Raw genomic sequence first — 12,949 nt, 5'->3', positions numbered from 1 at the left:
AGCGGTTCCCTGGCAGGCCCCCCGGCGCGGCGGAAGGCTCAGCGCAGACCCGTCGAGCGGCGCAGCGCCGCCTGGACGAGCCGGTCGACCAGCTCCGCGTAGCTCACGCCCGTCTCCCGCCACATCCGCGGGTACATGGAGATCGGCGTGAAGCCCGGCATGGTGTTGATCTCGTTGATCACGAACTCGCCGTCATCGGTGAGGAAGAAGTCCGCGCGGACCAGGCCCTCGCAGGAGGCGGCCTCGAAGGCCTCGACGGCGAGCCGGCGGACCTCGGCGGTCTGCTCCTCGGTGAGCGGCGCGGGCACGATCCCGTCGGCCGAGTCGATGTACTTGGCCTCGAAGTCGTAGAAGGCGTGCGACTGCACGGGCGGGATCTCGGCGGGCACCGAGGCGCGCGGCCCGTCCTCGAACTCCAGCACCCCGCACTCGATCTCGCGGCCGGTCAGCAGCGCCTCCACGATGATCTTCGGGTCGTGCCGCTGGGCTTCCGCGATCGCCTCGTCGAGCCCGGCGAGGTCGTCGACCTTGGTGATGCCGAACGAGGAACCCGCGCGCGCGGGCTTCACGAACAGCGGCCAGCCGTGCTCACCCGCGAAGTCGACGATCTTCTTGCGGGCGGCGGACTCGTCCTGCTCCCACTCGCGGGGCCGGATCACCACGTAGGGGCCCACCTTGAGGCCGAACGAGGTGAACACCCGCTTCATGTAGTCCTTGTCCTGGCCGACGGCCGAGGCCAGCACACCCGAGCCGACGTAGGGGACGCCGGACAGCTCCAGGAGTCCTTGCAGGGTGCCGTCCTCGCCGTACGGGCCGTGCAGCACCGGGAAGACGACGTCGACCTCGCCGAGCGCCTTGGGGACCGAGCCGGGTTCGGTGTAGACGACCTCGCGGCTGGAGGGGTCGACGGGGAGCACCACGCCGCCCTCCGTGGACTCGGCGATCTGCTCGACGCTCGGCTGCTCGCGGTCGACGATCGCCATGCGCGCCGGGTCGTCAGCGGTGAGCGCCCACCGGCCGTCCTGGGTGATGCCGATCGGCAGGACGTCGTACTTGGTCCGGTCGATGGCGCTGAGGACGGCGCCGGCCGTGACCACGGAGATCCCGTGTTCGGAGCTGCGGCCGCCGAAGACGACAGCCACGCGCGGCTTGCGCTGCGGCTGCTCAGGGCTCTGGGGGAGGTTCTCGGTGCTCATATCGCGTTGAGAGTACCCGGTGGTAGGGCGGTGAGTCAGCGCCCCACGGCGGCCGTTGCTCAGCGTCGTACCGGCCGTCGCGGAGCGTCGCCCGCCCGGCGGTACGGCGGGGTCCGTTCAGCGCCGTTCGGGCTTGGCGCTGCGCGACATCAGCTCCTTGAGGGCGACCACCGGCGGCTTGCCCTCGTGGACGATGCCGACGACGGTCTCCGTGATGGGCATGTCGACGCCGTGCCGGCGCGCCAGATCCAGCACGGACTCACAGGACTTGACGCCCTCGGCGGTCTGCCGGGTGACCGCGATGCTCTCCTGCAAGGTCATCCCCCGGCCGAGGTTGAGGCCGAAGGTGTGGTTGCGGGAGAGCGGCGAGGAGCAGGTCGCGGCGAGGTCGCCGAGGCCGGCGAGGCCGGAGAACGTCATCGGGTCGGCGCCCATGACGAGTCCGAGGCGGGTCGTCTCGGCGAGACCGCGGGTGATGAGCGAGCCCTTGGCGTTGTCACCGAGTCCCATGCCGTCGGCGATACCGACCGCGAGGCCGATCACGTTCTTCACCGCGCCGCCGAGTTCGCACCCCACGACGTCGGTGATCGTGTAGGGGCGGAAGTACGGGGTGTGGCAGGCGGCCTGGAGCCTGCGGGCGACCGACTCGTCACGGCAGGCGACGACCGCCGCGGCGGGCATGCGCTGGGCGATCTCCTTGGCGAGGTTGGGTCCGGAGACGACGGCGACCCGGTCCGGGGAGACCTTGGCGACCTCCTCGATGACCTCGCTCATCCGCTTCACCGTGCCGAGTTCGACGCCCTTCATCAGGGAGACGAGCACGGTGCCGGGGGCGAGCAGCGGCACCCACTCGGCGAGGTTGGCGCGCAGGGTCTGGGACGGCACGGCGAGCACGGTGAAGTCGGCGCCGCGCGCCGCCTCGGCCGGGTCGGCGGTGGCCCGCAGGTTCTCCGGGAGTTCGATGCCCGGGAGGTAGTCCGGGTTCATCCGCGTGGAGTTGACCGCTTCGGCGAGTTCGGGGCGGCGGGCCCACAGGGTGACGTCGCACCCTGCGTCGGCCAGCACCATCCCGAAGGCCGTGCCCCACGATCCGGTCCCGAAGACGGCCGCCCTGACCGGGTTGCTCACGTGCCCTGCCCCTCTTCCTGCTGTGCTTTCGCCCGAGCCGCGGCCCTGCGGCGCTGCGCGATACGCACCTCGCGCGGGTCGTACACCTTCTCGGGCGCCTTCTCGCCGCGGATCAGCTCGAGCTGCGCGGTGATGGCGGCCATGATGACCTCGGTGGCCTCCTTGAGGAGGTCCGGGCTCATCTCCTTGTCGTAGAAGCGCGAGAGGTCCACCGGCGGGCCCGCGAGCACGTGGTGGGTCTTGCGCGGAAGGATGTTGGGCTTCTTGGCGTAGGGCGGCAGCAGTTCGTTGGCGCCCCACTGGGCGACCGGGATCACCGGGCACTTGGTCTGCAGGGCGACCCGGGCCGCACCGGTCTTGCCGGTCATCGGCCAGCCGTCGGGGTCACGGGTGAGGGTGCCCTCGGGATAGAAGGCGACGCACTCACCGCGGTCCACGGCGTCGATGGCGGCGCGGAAGGCGCTCAGCGCGTCGGTGCTCTCGCGGTAGACGGGGATCTGTCCGGTGCCGCGCATCGCGGCGCCGACGAATCCCTTCCGGAAAAGGCCGGCCTTCGCCAGGAACCGCGGAACACGCCCGGTGTTGTACTGATAGTGCGCGTACGCGAACGGGTCCACATGCGAATTGTGGTTCACCGCGGTGATAAATCCGCCCTCGGCCGGAATGTTCTCCATTCCGCGCCAGTCCCGCTTGATCAGAACCACCAGCGGCGGTTTGCAGAGAACCGCGGCCAAGCGGTACCAGAAGCCGATTCTGCGGCGGGGCACGCGGACACCTTCCTCTAAGGCCTGGGGGGCCGCACAAGTGTCGCCCCAGGCCGCCTGTCTGTCGAGAACACCGTACGCCCCGGCGTCCGGACCGCCAGGGCTGGCGGGTCACAATAAGGCGTGACGAGTAAGGGCGGAGCCGTCGTGCGGTGGACTGTGGTCATTCCCCTCAAGCCCCTGGCGCGGGCCAAGAGCAGGCTCGCGGACACCGCCTCCGCGGGACTGCGCCCGGCTCTCGCGCTGGCGTTCGCGCAGGACACCGTGGCGGCGGCGCTGGCCTGCGAGGCGGTCGGGGATGTGGCGGTCGTCACGGGCGATCCGCTGGCCGGACGCGAGCTGGCCGCGCTGGGCGCGCGCATCGTCGCGGACGAGCCGGGAGGCGGTCTGAACGCGGCACTGGCGCACGGCGCGGACGTCGTACGGTCCCGGGAACCCGGAAGCGCCGTCGCGGCCCTGAACGCCGATCTGCCCGCCTTGCGCCCCGCTGAATTGGCCCGGGTTCTGCGCGCGGCCGCCGAATTCCCCCGCGCTTTTCTGCCCGACGCGGCCGCAATCGGCACCACACTCCTGGCCGCTTCTCCCGGCGCCGAATTGCTCCCGGCTTTCGGTACGGATTCCCGGGCCCGGCATCGCGCCTCGGGCGCCGCGGAACTCGGGCTCGACGCGGTGGATTCCGTTCGGCAGGACGTGGACACCGGGGACGATCTGCGGGCGGCGCTGACGCTCGGGGTGGGGCCCCGGACACTCACGGCGGCGGCCCGGCTGCTGATTCCGGAGGCCTAGGCCGTCCGGGGCCGTGCGGGGCGGGCCGGGGTCACTAGGCTGCCGTCATGCAGGCGACCTCGTACACGTACGACCCCGAGACCCGCAGCGGACAGGTGCTGCTCGACGACGGCACTCCGGTGCCCTTCGACGGGGCGGCGTTCGACGCCGGCGGTCTGCGGCTGCTGCGGCCGGGACAGCGGGTGCGGATCGAGACCGAGGGCGAGGGCGCGGACCGCCGGATCACGCTGATCACCCTGCAGACGTTCTGACCACGCGTCCGCACAGGCCTTGAACAGACCGTCCGCCGGGCCTCCGAACACGCCGTCCGCCGGGGCTCCGGACAGCCCGTCCGCCGGGGCTCCGGACAGCCCGTCCGCCCGGGCTTTGAACACGCCGCGGGCCGGGCTCCCGAGGGGAGCCCGGCCCGGCGCGTGAGGTACCCCGGCGCCCTGCTTCTAGCGGGCGGTGGCCTTCTTGGCGGTGGTGGTCTTGCGGGCCGCCGACTTCTTGGCGGGGGCCTTCTTGGCCGTCGCCTTCTTCGCCGGGGCCTTCTTGGCGGTCGCCTTCTTGGCGGTGGTCTTCTTCGCCGCGGCCTTCTTGGCGGTGGCCGTGGTCTTCTTGGCGGTCGTCTTCTTCGCCGTCGCCGTGGTCTTCTTCGCGGCCGCCGCGGTGGTCTTCTTCGCGGTCGCCTTCTTGGCGGTGGTGGCCTTGCGGGCCGTCGCCTTCTTGGCCGTCGTGGCCTTCTTGGCCGCGGCCTTCTTCACCGTCGCCGAAGCGCCGCCGGACAGGCTGCCCTTCGGGGCCTTCTTGACCGCGACGTCGTTCTTCGGGAGCTTCTTCGAGCCGCTCACGAGGTCCTTGAAGCCCTGGCCCGCGCGGAAGCGCGGCACGGAGGTCTTCTTGACCCGGACCCGCTCACCCGTCTGCGGGTTGCGGGCGTAACGAGCCGGACGGTCGACCTTCTCGAAGGAACCGAAGCCGGTGACCGAGACCCGGTCCCCGCCGACGACCGCACGGACGACCGCGTCCAGTACCGCGTCGACCGCGTCGGCGGCCTGCTGACGGCCACCGACCTTGTCGGCAATCGCTTCTACGAGCTGCGCCTTGTTCACGTCTTCCCCTTCGGAGACATTGCCCGAACGAATGCGTTCAAGCTTTTTCGCACGTTAGGCAGATATATACCGCAAATCAAACACGAAACGGGCTAATCACCCTTGTGCCGCAACGAACTCGGGCCGCAGCGGAGTTCCTCAGCGTTCCCCTTCGAGGAATCGGCCCTCGTCGAGGTCCTTGGTGAACCGCTCCAGCCGCCTTGTCGCGTCGGCGAGATCGTGCTTGGCCACGGCCGTAATGACCAGCAGCTTCCGGGTCAGCGCCATCCGTACGCCCTCCGGGACTTGCAGTGCGCGCACTGTTGTGTGCGCTTCCTTGAGTTGGGCCGCGACTGCCGAGTAGAGCTGGAGTTGGCCGTCGTGTTCCATGCACAGATTGTGCCATCTGGGGCGAGTTGTCGCCTGCGCAGGGGGTAACTGCCGCCTCCCGAGGGCCTCCTGGCGACGTCGGCCGGATGCTGTGGCACTCTGCGCGTACCCCCTCAAATTCCCTTGTAACCAGGGGAGTTGACAGGTGTCACGGGGGTGCGCGGGGGCCTTCGGGGGCGGAAACAGCCGTACCCCCAACCGTCCACGATTGGGGGTACAGAGGGGTGTTGCGGGTGGCCGAAATCAGCCTTGCTCAGATCGCGAAGGTGCTCTCGCGGCCGGAGCCGGGTCCGGCCCGAAGCGGCTGTCGGGTCAGACCTGGAGCGTCTTCGGCTTGTGCGAGGGCCGCTTGGCCTCGTAGGCGGCGATGTCGCCCTCGTTCTGCAGGGTGATGGAGATGTCGTCCAGCCCGTTCAGCAGCCGCCAGCGGGCGTTCTCGTCGAGGTCGAAGGCGGCGGTGATGCCCTCGGCGCGCACCTCGCGGGACTCCAGGTCGACGGTGATCTCGGCCTGCGGGTCCCGCTCGGTCAGCTCCTGGAGCGCGTCCACGGTCTTCTGCTCCAGAACCACCGTGAGCAGGCCGTTCTTGAGCGAGTTGCCCCGGAAGATGTCCGCGAAGCGGGAGGAGATCACGGCCTTGAAGCCGTAGTTCTGCAAGGCCCACACGGCGTGCTCGCGGGAGGAGCCGGTGCCGAAGTCGGGGCCCGCCACCAGGACCGTGGCGCCCGCGCGCTCGGGCTGGTTGAGGACGAAGGACGGGTCCTTGCGCCAGGCCTCGAAGAGACCGTCCTCGAAGCCGTCCCTGGTCACCTTCTTGAGCCAGTGGGCGGGGATGATCTGGTCGGTGTCCACGTTGCTGCGGCGCAGCGGGACGGCCCGGCCGGTGTGCGTGGTGAATGCTTCCATGGCTCTCAGACTCCAGCGGGCACGGGGGCGTCGGACAGATCGGCCGGCGAGGCCAGGTGGCCGAGGACCGCGGTCGCGGCCGCCACCTGCGGCGATACGAGGTGCGTACGGCCGCCCTTGCCCTGCCTGCCCTCGAAGTTGCGGTTCGAGGTGGACGCGGAGCGCTCACCGGGGGCGAGCTGGTCGGGGTTCATGCCCAGACACATCGAGCAGCCCGCGTGCCGCCATTCGGCGCCGGCCTCCTTGAAGACCACGTCCAGGCCCTCGGAGACGGCCTGCAGACCGACCCGCGCGGAGCCGGGGACGACCAGCATCCGTACGCCGTCGGCGACTTTGCGGCCCTCGACGATCGAGGCGGCGGCGCGCAGGTCCTCGATACGGCCGTTGGTGCACGAACCTACGAAGACGGTGTCGACCTTGATGTCGCGCAGCGGCTGCCCGGCGGTCAACCCCATGTATTCCAGGGCCTTTTCGGCGGCCAGGCGCTCCGAAGCGTCTTCGTACGAAGCCGGGTCGGGGACCTGGGCCGAAAGGGGCGCGCCCTGGCCGGGGTTGGTGCCCCAGGTGACGAACGGCGCCAGCGCGGCGGCGTCGATGACGACCTCCGCGTCGAAGGTGGCGTCGTCGTCGGACTTGAGGGTCTTCCAGTACGCGACGGCGGCGTCCCAGTCCTCGCCCTCGGGGGCGTGCGCACGGCCTTTGAGGTAGGCGAAGGTGGTCTCGTCGGGGGCGATCATGCCCGCGCGGGCGCCGGCCTCGATCGACATGTTGCAGATGGTCATGCGGGCTTCCATCGAGAGCTTCTCGATGGCGGAGCCGCGGTATTCCAGGATGTAGCCCTGGCCGCCGCCGGTGCCGATCCGGGCGATGATCGCGAGGATGAGGTCCTTGGCGGTGACGCCGTCGGGCAGTTCGCCGTCGACCGTGATGGCCATGGTCTTCGGGCGGGCCAGCGGCAGCGTCTGGGTGGCCAGCACGTGCTCGACCTGCGAGGTGCCGATGCCGAACGCGAGCGCGCCGAAGGCTCCGTGCGTGGAGGTGTGCGAGTCGCCGCAGACCACGGTGGTGCCGGGCTGGGTCAGGCCGAGCTGCGGGCCCACCACGTGCACCACGCCCTGCTCGACGTCGCCCAGGGAGTGCAGCCGCACCCCGAACTCGGCCGCGTTCTTGCGCAGCGTCTCGAGCTGGACCCGGGAGACCGGGTCGGCGATGGGCTTGTCGATGTCGAGGGTCGGGGTGTTGTGGTCCTCGGTGGCGATGGTGAGGTCGAGCCGCCGCACCGGGCGCCCGGCCTGGCGCAGACCGTCGAAGGCCTGCGGGCTGGTCACCTCGTGCAGCAGGTGCAGATCGATGAAGAGGAGGTCGGGCTCGCCCTCGGCGCGCCGGACGACATGGTCGTCCCAGACCTTCTCCGCGAGTGTCCTACCCATCGCTTTCCCTCCGGCCGGCCTGTGTGGCGCCGGCCCAACTAGAGATTTCCGAGGCGGCAGACGTTCGTACCCCTCGTCCGGACGTCGTCCGCCGGGCCCGTTGGTCGGCGGGCCGCTGTGTCTACAAGGGTGGCGCGTTCCACCGGAAATTGAACTTGCGTTTCACAGAGTGAGACGCGAGTATCGTTTCATGGACAACAGTAGCGGCGTCGGCGTTCTGGACAAGGCAGCCCTTGTCCTGAGCGCTCTGGAGTCCGGTCCGGCCACCCTCGCGGGCCTGGTCGCGGCGACCGGACTGGCACGGCCCACGGCACATCGCCTCGCCGTGGCACTCGAACACCACCGCATGGTGGCGCGTGACATGCAGGGCCGGTTCATCCTCGGCCCCCGCCTCGCCGAGCTGGCCGCGGCCGCCGGCGAGGACCGCCTGCTCGCCACGGCGGGGCCGGTGCTCACGCATCTGCGGGACATCACCGGCGAGAGCGCCCAGCTCTACCGCCGGCAGGGAGACATGCGGATCTGCGTCGCCGCGGCCGAGCGCCTGTCGGGTCTGCGGGACACGGTTCCGGTGGGCTCCACGCTCACCATGAAGGCCGGTTCGTCCGCGCAGATCCTGATGGCGTGGGAGGAGCCGGAGCGGCTGCACCGCGGTCTGCAGGGCGCCCGCTTCACCGCGACCGCCCTGTCGGGGGTGCGGCGCCGGGGCTGGGCCCAGTCGATCGGCGAGCGCGAGCCGGGTGTGGCCTCGGTCTCCGCGCCGGTGCGCGGCCCCTCGAACCGCGTGGTCGCCGCCGTCTCGGTCTCCGGGCCGATCGAGCGCCTGACCCGTCACCCGGGCCGGATGCACGCCCAGGCGGTCATCGACGCGGCGGGCCGCCTCTCCGAGGCCCTGCGCCGCACGGGCTGACCGCCCCCGCTCCCCCACTCTCCCGCTTCACATTCCTCGTCTTACGTTCTCGCGCACGGGACGGGCCGGCCCCAACGCCGCGGCAGGCCCGCCCCGGAGCACCGAACTCACCTCTTCGCGCGCCGAGTTGGCGACACCGTCGGCCCCGTACGGGAACGGCCGGGAGTGACAGAGGACTTTGGGAACGCCGAAAGGGCCCCCACCGGAGTGGAGACCCTTTCGAACACGTACCCCCGACCGGATTCGAACCGGCGCTACCGCCTTGAGAGGGCGGCGTGCTAGGCCGCTACACAACGGGGGCCTTGGATCTTGCGTTTCCGCAGATCCGAGCTGGGCTACCAGGACTCGAACCTAGAATGACGGTACCAGAAACCGTAGTGTTGCCAATTACACCATAGCCCATGGTGGTTTAGACCAGTACCCCCGACCGGATTCGAACCGGCGCTACCGCCTTGAGAGGGCGGCGTGCTAGGCCGCTACACAACGGGGGCCCTAGCGATCCTGCATGGGAGTCAGTGGGTGCGACCCGGACTGTCCCCCTGGGAAGGATCTGTACCCCCGACCGGATTCGAACCGGCGCTACTGCCTTGAGAGGGCAGCGTGCTAGGCCGCTACACAACGGGGGCTTTGCGGAGCTGGTCTCCGCGGTGTGCAGATGAGCTCTGCGAGCTGGCCTACCAGGACTCGAACCTAGACTAACGGAACCAGAAACCGTCGTGCTGCCAATTACACCATAGGCCACTGAGACGCAATCCCCTGCGGGATCTTGTCTTAGCTAGCGCCTCCGAACTCCGGCCTTTCGGCCCGTTCTCGGCGGCGCAGGAAGAACATTACCCGAAGGTGGACGGCGCTCCAAAACGGGTATCGGCGCCGAGCAGCGCCGGGAGTTCGGCCAGCGAGGCGATGCGGTGCGGGCCGGTCGGCGGACCGCCGGCGGCGCTGTGGGCGCCGTCACGGTCGATCCACACGGAGAGCAGGCCCGCCTCGGCGGCGCCCCGGCCGTCGATCTCCGGGTGATCGCCCACGTAGGCGACCCGGTGCGGCGGCAGGCCAAGGGCCTCGCAGGCCGCGTGGAAGGCCTCCGCGGCGGGCTTGGAGACGCCGAGTTCCGCGGCGCACAGGATCGCCTCGAAGCGGTCGCGCACCCCGAGGACGCGCAGCTTGCGGTCCTGTACGAGCAGGCTGGAGTTGGACAGGACCGCGTGCCGGTGGCTGGTCACGAGGCTGTCGAGGACCGGCAGGACGTCGGGGAACAGCGCCCAGGCGGTCTCGTAGTGGGTGATGTAGCGGTCGAACCACGCGTCGGCGTCGGCGTCGCTCAGCCGCTCCTCCCCCAGGAAGACCCGGACGCGGTCCCGGCGCTGGCCCTGCCAGTCCGTCTCGCCCGCCGAGAACCGTGCCCACTGCGCGTCGGTGACCTCGCGCCAGCGGGCGAGGGCGTGCTCGACGGAGGCGTGCCCGTCGAGCAGGCCCTCGGCGGCCAGGTGGTCGCGCATGCCGGCCCGGTCGGCGGCGGTGTAGTCGAAGAGCGTGTCGTCGATGTCCCAGACCACGGCGTCGATGCCCATGCCCCGACCGTAGCGCCGTGACCGGCCGGCTGTCCTTCGGTCGCCGTGGTGCGGTTCCTCGTGGGGGTGTCCGACGGGGGTGGCGGGCGCGGGGGTTGGCCGGCGTACGGCAAAGGGGCGGTGCCCGGTTGGACACCGCCCCTCCACCGCGCGTACAGCCGGTGACTAGGGCGTGTCGTTTGGATCAGGTGGCGCCGGAGTGCGGCGCCTTGTCGGCTGGGCCGAGCGGGGCAGGGTGCGTGCAGCTGCAAGGCGGAGGAGGGCGACGACGCGGAGCGTCGGCAACCGACGACAACGCCGCTGGGGGTACCCCCTGCTCGAAGAGCTTGGGGGAGTGCGTGCCCTGCCCCGCGACCCGCCACATGATCCAAACGACACGCCCTAGGCGGCGGCGAGGCGCTCCAGGGCCGCGTCGACGCGGGCCAGCGTCTTCTCCTTGCCGAGGATCTCCAGGGACTCGAAGAGCGGCAGGCCGACCGTGCGGCCGGTCACGGCGACACGGACCGGCGCCTGGGCCTTGCCGAGCTTGAGGCCGTGCTCCTCGCCGGCGGCCAGGACGGCCTCCTTGAGGGACTCCGGGGAGGACCAGTCGGCCGCGTCGAGCTTCTCGCGGGCCGTGCGGAGCAGGGCGTCGCTGCCCTCCTTCATGGCCTTCGTCCAGGACGCCTCGTCGACGGCCGGCTCCGGCAGGAACAGGAAGTCGACGTTGTCGGTGATCTCGGAGAGGACCTTCATCCGCGACTGGGCGTGCGGGGCGATCGCCTGCCACTTGGCCTCGTCGAAGTCCTCCGGCGCCCAGGGGGCGAAGGGGGCGCGCAGCCAGGGGGCGCAGCGCTCGGTGAAGTCCTTGACGTCGAGCAGCCGGATGTGGTCGGCGTTGATCGCCTCGCACTTCTTGAGGTCGAAGCGAGCCGGGTTCGGGTTGACGTCCGTGACGTCGAAGGCGGCGACCATCTCCTCCACGGAGAAGATGTCGCGGTCCGCCGAGAGCGACCAGCCGAGCAGGGAGAGGTAGTTCAGCAGGCCCTCGGGGAGGAAGCCGCGCTCGCGGTAGAGGTTGAGCGAGGACTCCGGGTCGCGCTTGGAGAGCTTCTTGTTGCCCTCGCCCATGACGTACGGGAGGTGTCCGAAGGCGGGGGTGCTCTTGGCGATGCCCAGCTCGGTGAGCGCCTTGTAGAGGGCGATCTGCCGGGGGGTGGAGGAGAGCAGGTCCTCGCCGCGCAGGACGTGGGTGATCTCCATCAGGGCGTCGTCGACCGGGTTGACCAGCGTGTACAGCGGGGCGCCGTTCGCCCGGACGATGCCGAAGTCCGGCACGTTCTCCGGGAGGTAGGTGATCTCGCCGCGGACCAGGTCGTCGAAGGTGATCGGCTCGTCGGGCATCCGGAAGCGGATGATCGGCGTGCGGCCCTCGGCCTCGTAGGCGGCCTTCCGCTCGGCGGAGAGGTCGCGGCAGTGGCCGTCGTAACCGGACGGCTTGCCGGCGGCGCGGGCGGCGTCGCGGCGGGCGTCCAGTTCCTCGGTGGAGCAGTAGCAGGGGTAGGCGTGCCCGGCCTCCAGCAGCCTGGCGGCGACGTCACGGTAGATGTCCATGCGCTGCGACTGGCGGTAGGGCGCGTGCGGACCGCCGATCTCGGGGCCCTCGTCCCAGTCGAAGCCCAGCCAGCGCATCGAGTCGAGGAGCTGCTGGTACGACTCCTCGGAGTCGCGGGCCGCGTCGGTGTCCTCGATGCGGAAGACCAGGGTGCCCTGGTTGTGCCGGGCGAACGCCCAGTTGAACAGGGCGGTGCGGACCAGGCCCACGTGGGGGTTGCCGGTCGGGGACGGACAGAAACGTACGCGTGGGGGCACCCCCTGTCCGAGCGGAGTCGAGGACTGGGGGGAAATCGCGTTAGCCACGCTTGATCACCTTGTTGGTGAGAGTGCCGATGCCTTCGATGGCGACGGCGACCTCGTCGCCGACGTTCAGGGGGCCGACCCCGGCCGGGGTGCCCGTGAGGATGACGTCGCCCGGGAGCAGGGTCATGGCCTCGGTGATGTTGACGATCAGGTCCTCGACGGAGTGGATCATCTCGCTGGTGCGGCCGAGCTGGCGCTGCTGCCCGTTGACCGTGCACTGGATGGTCAGGTCGGCGGGGTCGAGGTCCGTCTCCACCCAGGGGCCGAGCGGGCAGGAGCTGTCGAAGCCCTTGGCCCGGGCCCACTGCTTCTCGCGCTTCTGGACGTCGCGCGCGGTGACGTCGTTGGCGCAGGTGTAGCCGAGGATGACGTCCTTGACGCGCTCGCGGGGGACCTCGCGGCACATCCGGCCGATCACCACGGCCAGCTCCGCCTCGTGGTGCAGGTCGCTGGTGAAGGAGGGGTACTGGACCGGGTCGCCGGGGCCGATCACCGAGGTGGACGGCTTGAAGAAGGCGAACGGGGCGTCGGGCACCTCGTTGTCCAGCTCCTCGGCGTGCTCCGCGTAGTTGCGGCCGAAGGCCACGACCTTGTTCGGGAGCACCGGCGGCAGCAGGCGCACCTTGCTCAGCGGGACCTTCGTGCCGGAGAGCTCGAAGTCCGCGAACGGGATGCCCTTGATGATGTCGAGGACGAGCTCGTCCGGCCTGTCGCCCTCGACCGCGCCGAAAGCGACGTTGCCGTCGATGGAGAATCTGGCGATGCGCACGGGATCCTTGCGCCCCTCACTGAGCTGGCTGGAGTCTGACGCTCCAGGCTAACGCGGCAAGGGGTGCGGGCCTCGCGCACGGCCGCCGGGGCGGTCGCGGCAAGCCGGGCGGTTCACTCGGCGGCGCCCGCGC

At 70.5% G+C, this 12,949-nt stretch carries 13 protein-coding genes and 5 tRNA genes; 3 read left to right on the top strand and 15 right to left on the bottom strand.

Features of this window, described 5'->3' with window-relative positions:
- Positions 1-38: 38 nt before the first annotated feature.
- The 3 genes from AB0912_RS14750 to AB0912_RS14740 form a co-directional block, all read right to left on the bottom strand.
- A complete protein-coding gene (locus AB0912_RS14750) occupies positions 39-1,196 on the bottom strand; it encodes a D-alanine--D-alanine ligase family protein (RefSeq protein ID WP_366699461.1) in 1,158 nt (385 codons plus the stop codon).
- Positions 1,197-1,313: 117 nt separating this feature from the next.
- Positions 1,314-2,324 (bottom strand): NAD(P)H-dependent glycerol-3-phosphate dehydrogenase, encoded by a 1,011-nt coding sequence (locus AB0912_RS14745; RefSeq protein WP_366699459.1) that lies wholly within the window; start codon positions 2,322-2,324, stop codon positions 1,314-1,316.
- On the bottom strand, positions 2,321-3,091 hold the full coding sequence (locus tag AB0912_RS14740) for a lysophospholipid acyltransferase family protein (RefSeq protein ID WP_366699457.1): 771 nt from the start codon (positions 3,089-3,091) through the stop codon (positions 2,321-2,323). Before AB0912_RS14740 ends, AB0912_RS14745 begins: the two co-directional genes overlap by 4 nt.
- A gap of 144 nt (positions 3,092-3,235) precedes the next feature.
- Here AB0912_RS14740 and cofC point away from each other — a divergent pair, with 144 nt between their 5' ends.
- Positions 3,236-3,874, top strand: coding sequence for a 2-phospho-L-lactate guanylyltransferase (gene cofC, locus AB0912_RS14735; protein ID WP_366699455.1), 639 nt, complete (start codon positions 3,236-3,238; stop codon positions 3,872-3,874).
- 47 nt (positions 3,875-3,921) lie between these two features.
- A complete protein-coding gene (locus AB0912_RS14730; protein WP_366699453.1) occupies positions 3,922-4,125 on the top strand; it encodes a hypothetical protein in 204 nt (67 codons plus the stop codon).
- A gap of 186 nt (positions 4,126-4,311) precedes the next feature.
- Here AB0912_RS14730 and AB0912_RS14725 read toward each other — a convergent pair whose 3' ends face one another.
- The 4 genes from AB0912_RS14725 to leuC form a co-directional block, all read right to left on the bottom strand.
- Positions 4,312-4,968, bottom strand: a complete 657-nt coding sequence (locus AB0912_RS14725) for an HU family DNA-binding protein (protein ID WP_366699451.1) — start codon at positions 4,966-4,968, stop codon at positions 4,312-4,314.
- A gap of 138 nt (positions 4,969-5,106) precedes the next feature.
- A complete protein-coding gene (locus tag AB0912_RS14720) occupies positions 5,107-5,337 on the bottom strand; it encodes a hypothetical protein (protein WP_366699449.1) in 231 nt (76 codons plus the stop codon).
- 312 nt (positions 5,338-5,649) lie between these two features.
- Positions 5,650-6,243, bottom strand: coding sequence for a 3-isopropylmalate dehydratase small subunit (gene leuD / locus AB0912_RS14715; protein WP_366699447.1), 594 nt, complete (start codon positions 6,241-6,243; stop codon positions 5,650-5,652).
- Between the two features lie 5 nt (positions 6,244-6,248).
- The gene (gene leuC / locus AB0912_RS14710; RefSeq protein ID WP_366699445.1) at positions 6,249-7,673 is read right to left on the bottom strand and encodes a 3-isopropylmalate dehydratase large subunit; all 1,425 of its coding nucleotides are present in this window, start codon (positions 7,671-7,673) and stop codon (positions 6,249-6,251) included.
- Between the two features lie 190 nt (positions 7,674-7,863).
- On the opposite strand from leuC, the gene ndgR reads away from it, so the two are divergent.
- Complete coding sequence (gene ndgR / locus AB0912_RS14705) at positions 7,864-8,580, top strand: IclR family transcriptional regulator NdgR (protein ID WP_028806673.1); 717 nt, start codon at positions 7,864-7,866, stop codon at positions 8,578-8,580.
- 228 nt (positions 8,581-8,808) lie between these two features.
- Here ndgR and AB0912_RS14700 read toward each other — a convergent pair.
- From AB0912_RS14700 to AB0912_RS14665, 8 genes are all read right to left on the bottom strand, one after another.
- A tRNA-Glu gene (locus tag AB0912_RS14700) sits at positions 8,809-8,881 on the bottom strand.
- A 29-nt stretch (positions 8,882-8,910) separates the two neighbouring features.
- Positions 8,911-8,982: transfer RNA gene (locus AB0912_RS14695), tRNA-Gln, on the bottom strand.
- Positions 8,983-8,998: 16 nt separating this feature from the next.
- Positions 8,999-9,071, bottom strand: a tRNA-Glu gene (locus AB0912_RS14690).
- A 62-nt stretch (positions 9,072-9,133) separates the two neighbouring features.
- Positions 9,134-9,206, bottom strand: a tRNA-Glu gene (locus tag AB0912_RS14685).
- A gap of 43 nt (positions 9,207-9,249) precedes the next feature.
- Positions 9,250-9,321, bottom strand: a tRNA-Gln gene (locus tag AB0912_RS14680).
- A gap of 89 nt (positions 9,322-9,410) precedes the next feature.
- Positions 9,411-10,148 carry an HAD family hydrolase gene (locus tag AB0912_RS14675; RefSeq protein ID WP_366699443.1) on the bottom strand — a complete coding sequence of 246 codons (738 nt, stop codon included), beginning with the start codon at positions 10,146-10,148 and terminating at the stop codon, positions 9,411-9,413.
- Positions 10,149-10,529: 381 nt separating this feature from the next.
- Positions 10,530-12,047, bottom strand: a complete 1,518-nt coding sequence (gltX, locus tag AB0912_RS14670; protein WP_366699441.1) for a glutamate--tRNA ligase — start codon at positions 12,045-12,047, stop codon at positions 10,530-10,532.
- Positions 12,040-12,816, bottom strand: coding sequence for a fumarylacetoacetate hydrolase family protein (locus AB0912_RS14665; RefSeq protein WP_366699439.1), 777 nt, complete (start codon positions 12,814-12,816; stop codon positions 12,040-12,042). The genes gltX and AB0912_RS14665 overlap by 8 nt, the downstream gene beginning before the upstream one ends.
- Positions 12,817-12,949 lie beyond the last annotated feature (133 nt).

Origin of the sequence: Streptomyces sp. NPDC007084 (assembly GCF_040703595.1) — a bacterium.
Classification (GTDB): domain Bacteria; phylum Actinomycetota; class Actinomycetes; order Streptomycetales; family Streptomycetaceae; genus Streptomyces.
The sequence above is the reverse complement of the archived record's forward strand: the minus strand, read 5'-3'. Positions and strand labels throughout refer to the sequence as shown.

Excerpts from the sequence above, each read along its gene's own strand:
- leuC (WP_366699445.1), bottom strand. The coding sequence starts at position 7,673 with ATGGGTAGGACACTCGCGGAGAAGGTCTGGGACGACCATGTCGTCCGG.
- AB0912_RS14675 (WP_366699443.1), bottom strand. The coding sequence starts at position 10,148 with ATGGGCATCGACGCCGTGGTCTGGGACATCGACGACACGCTCTTCGAC.
- AB0912_RS14720 (WP_366699449.1), bottom strand. The coding sequence starts at position 5,337 with ATGGAACACGACGGCCAACTCCAGCTCTACTCGGCAGTCGCGGCCCAA.
- AB0912_RS14730 (WP_366699453.1), top strand. The coding sequence starts at position 3,922 with ATGCAGGCGACCTCGTACACGTACGACCCCGAGACCCGCAGCGGACAG.
- AB0912_RS14750 (WP_366699461.1), bottom strand. The coding sequence starts at position 1,196 with ATGAGCACCGAGAACCTCCCCCAGAGCCCTGAGCAGCCGCAGCGCAAG.
- leuD (WP_366699447.1), bottom strand. The coding sequence starts at position 6,243 with ATGGAAGCATTCACCACGCACACCGGCCGGGCCGTCCCGCTGCGCCGC.
- ndgR (WP_028806673.1), top strand. The coding sequence starts at position 7,864 with ATGGACAACAGTAGCGGCGTCGGCGTTCTGGACAAGGCAGCCCTTGTC.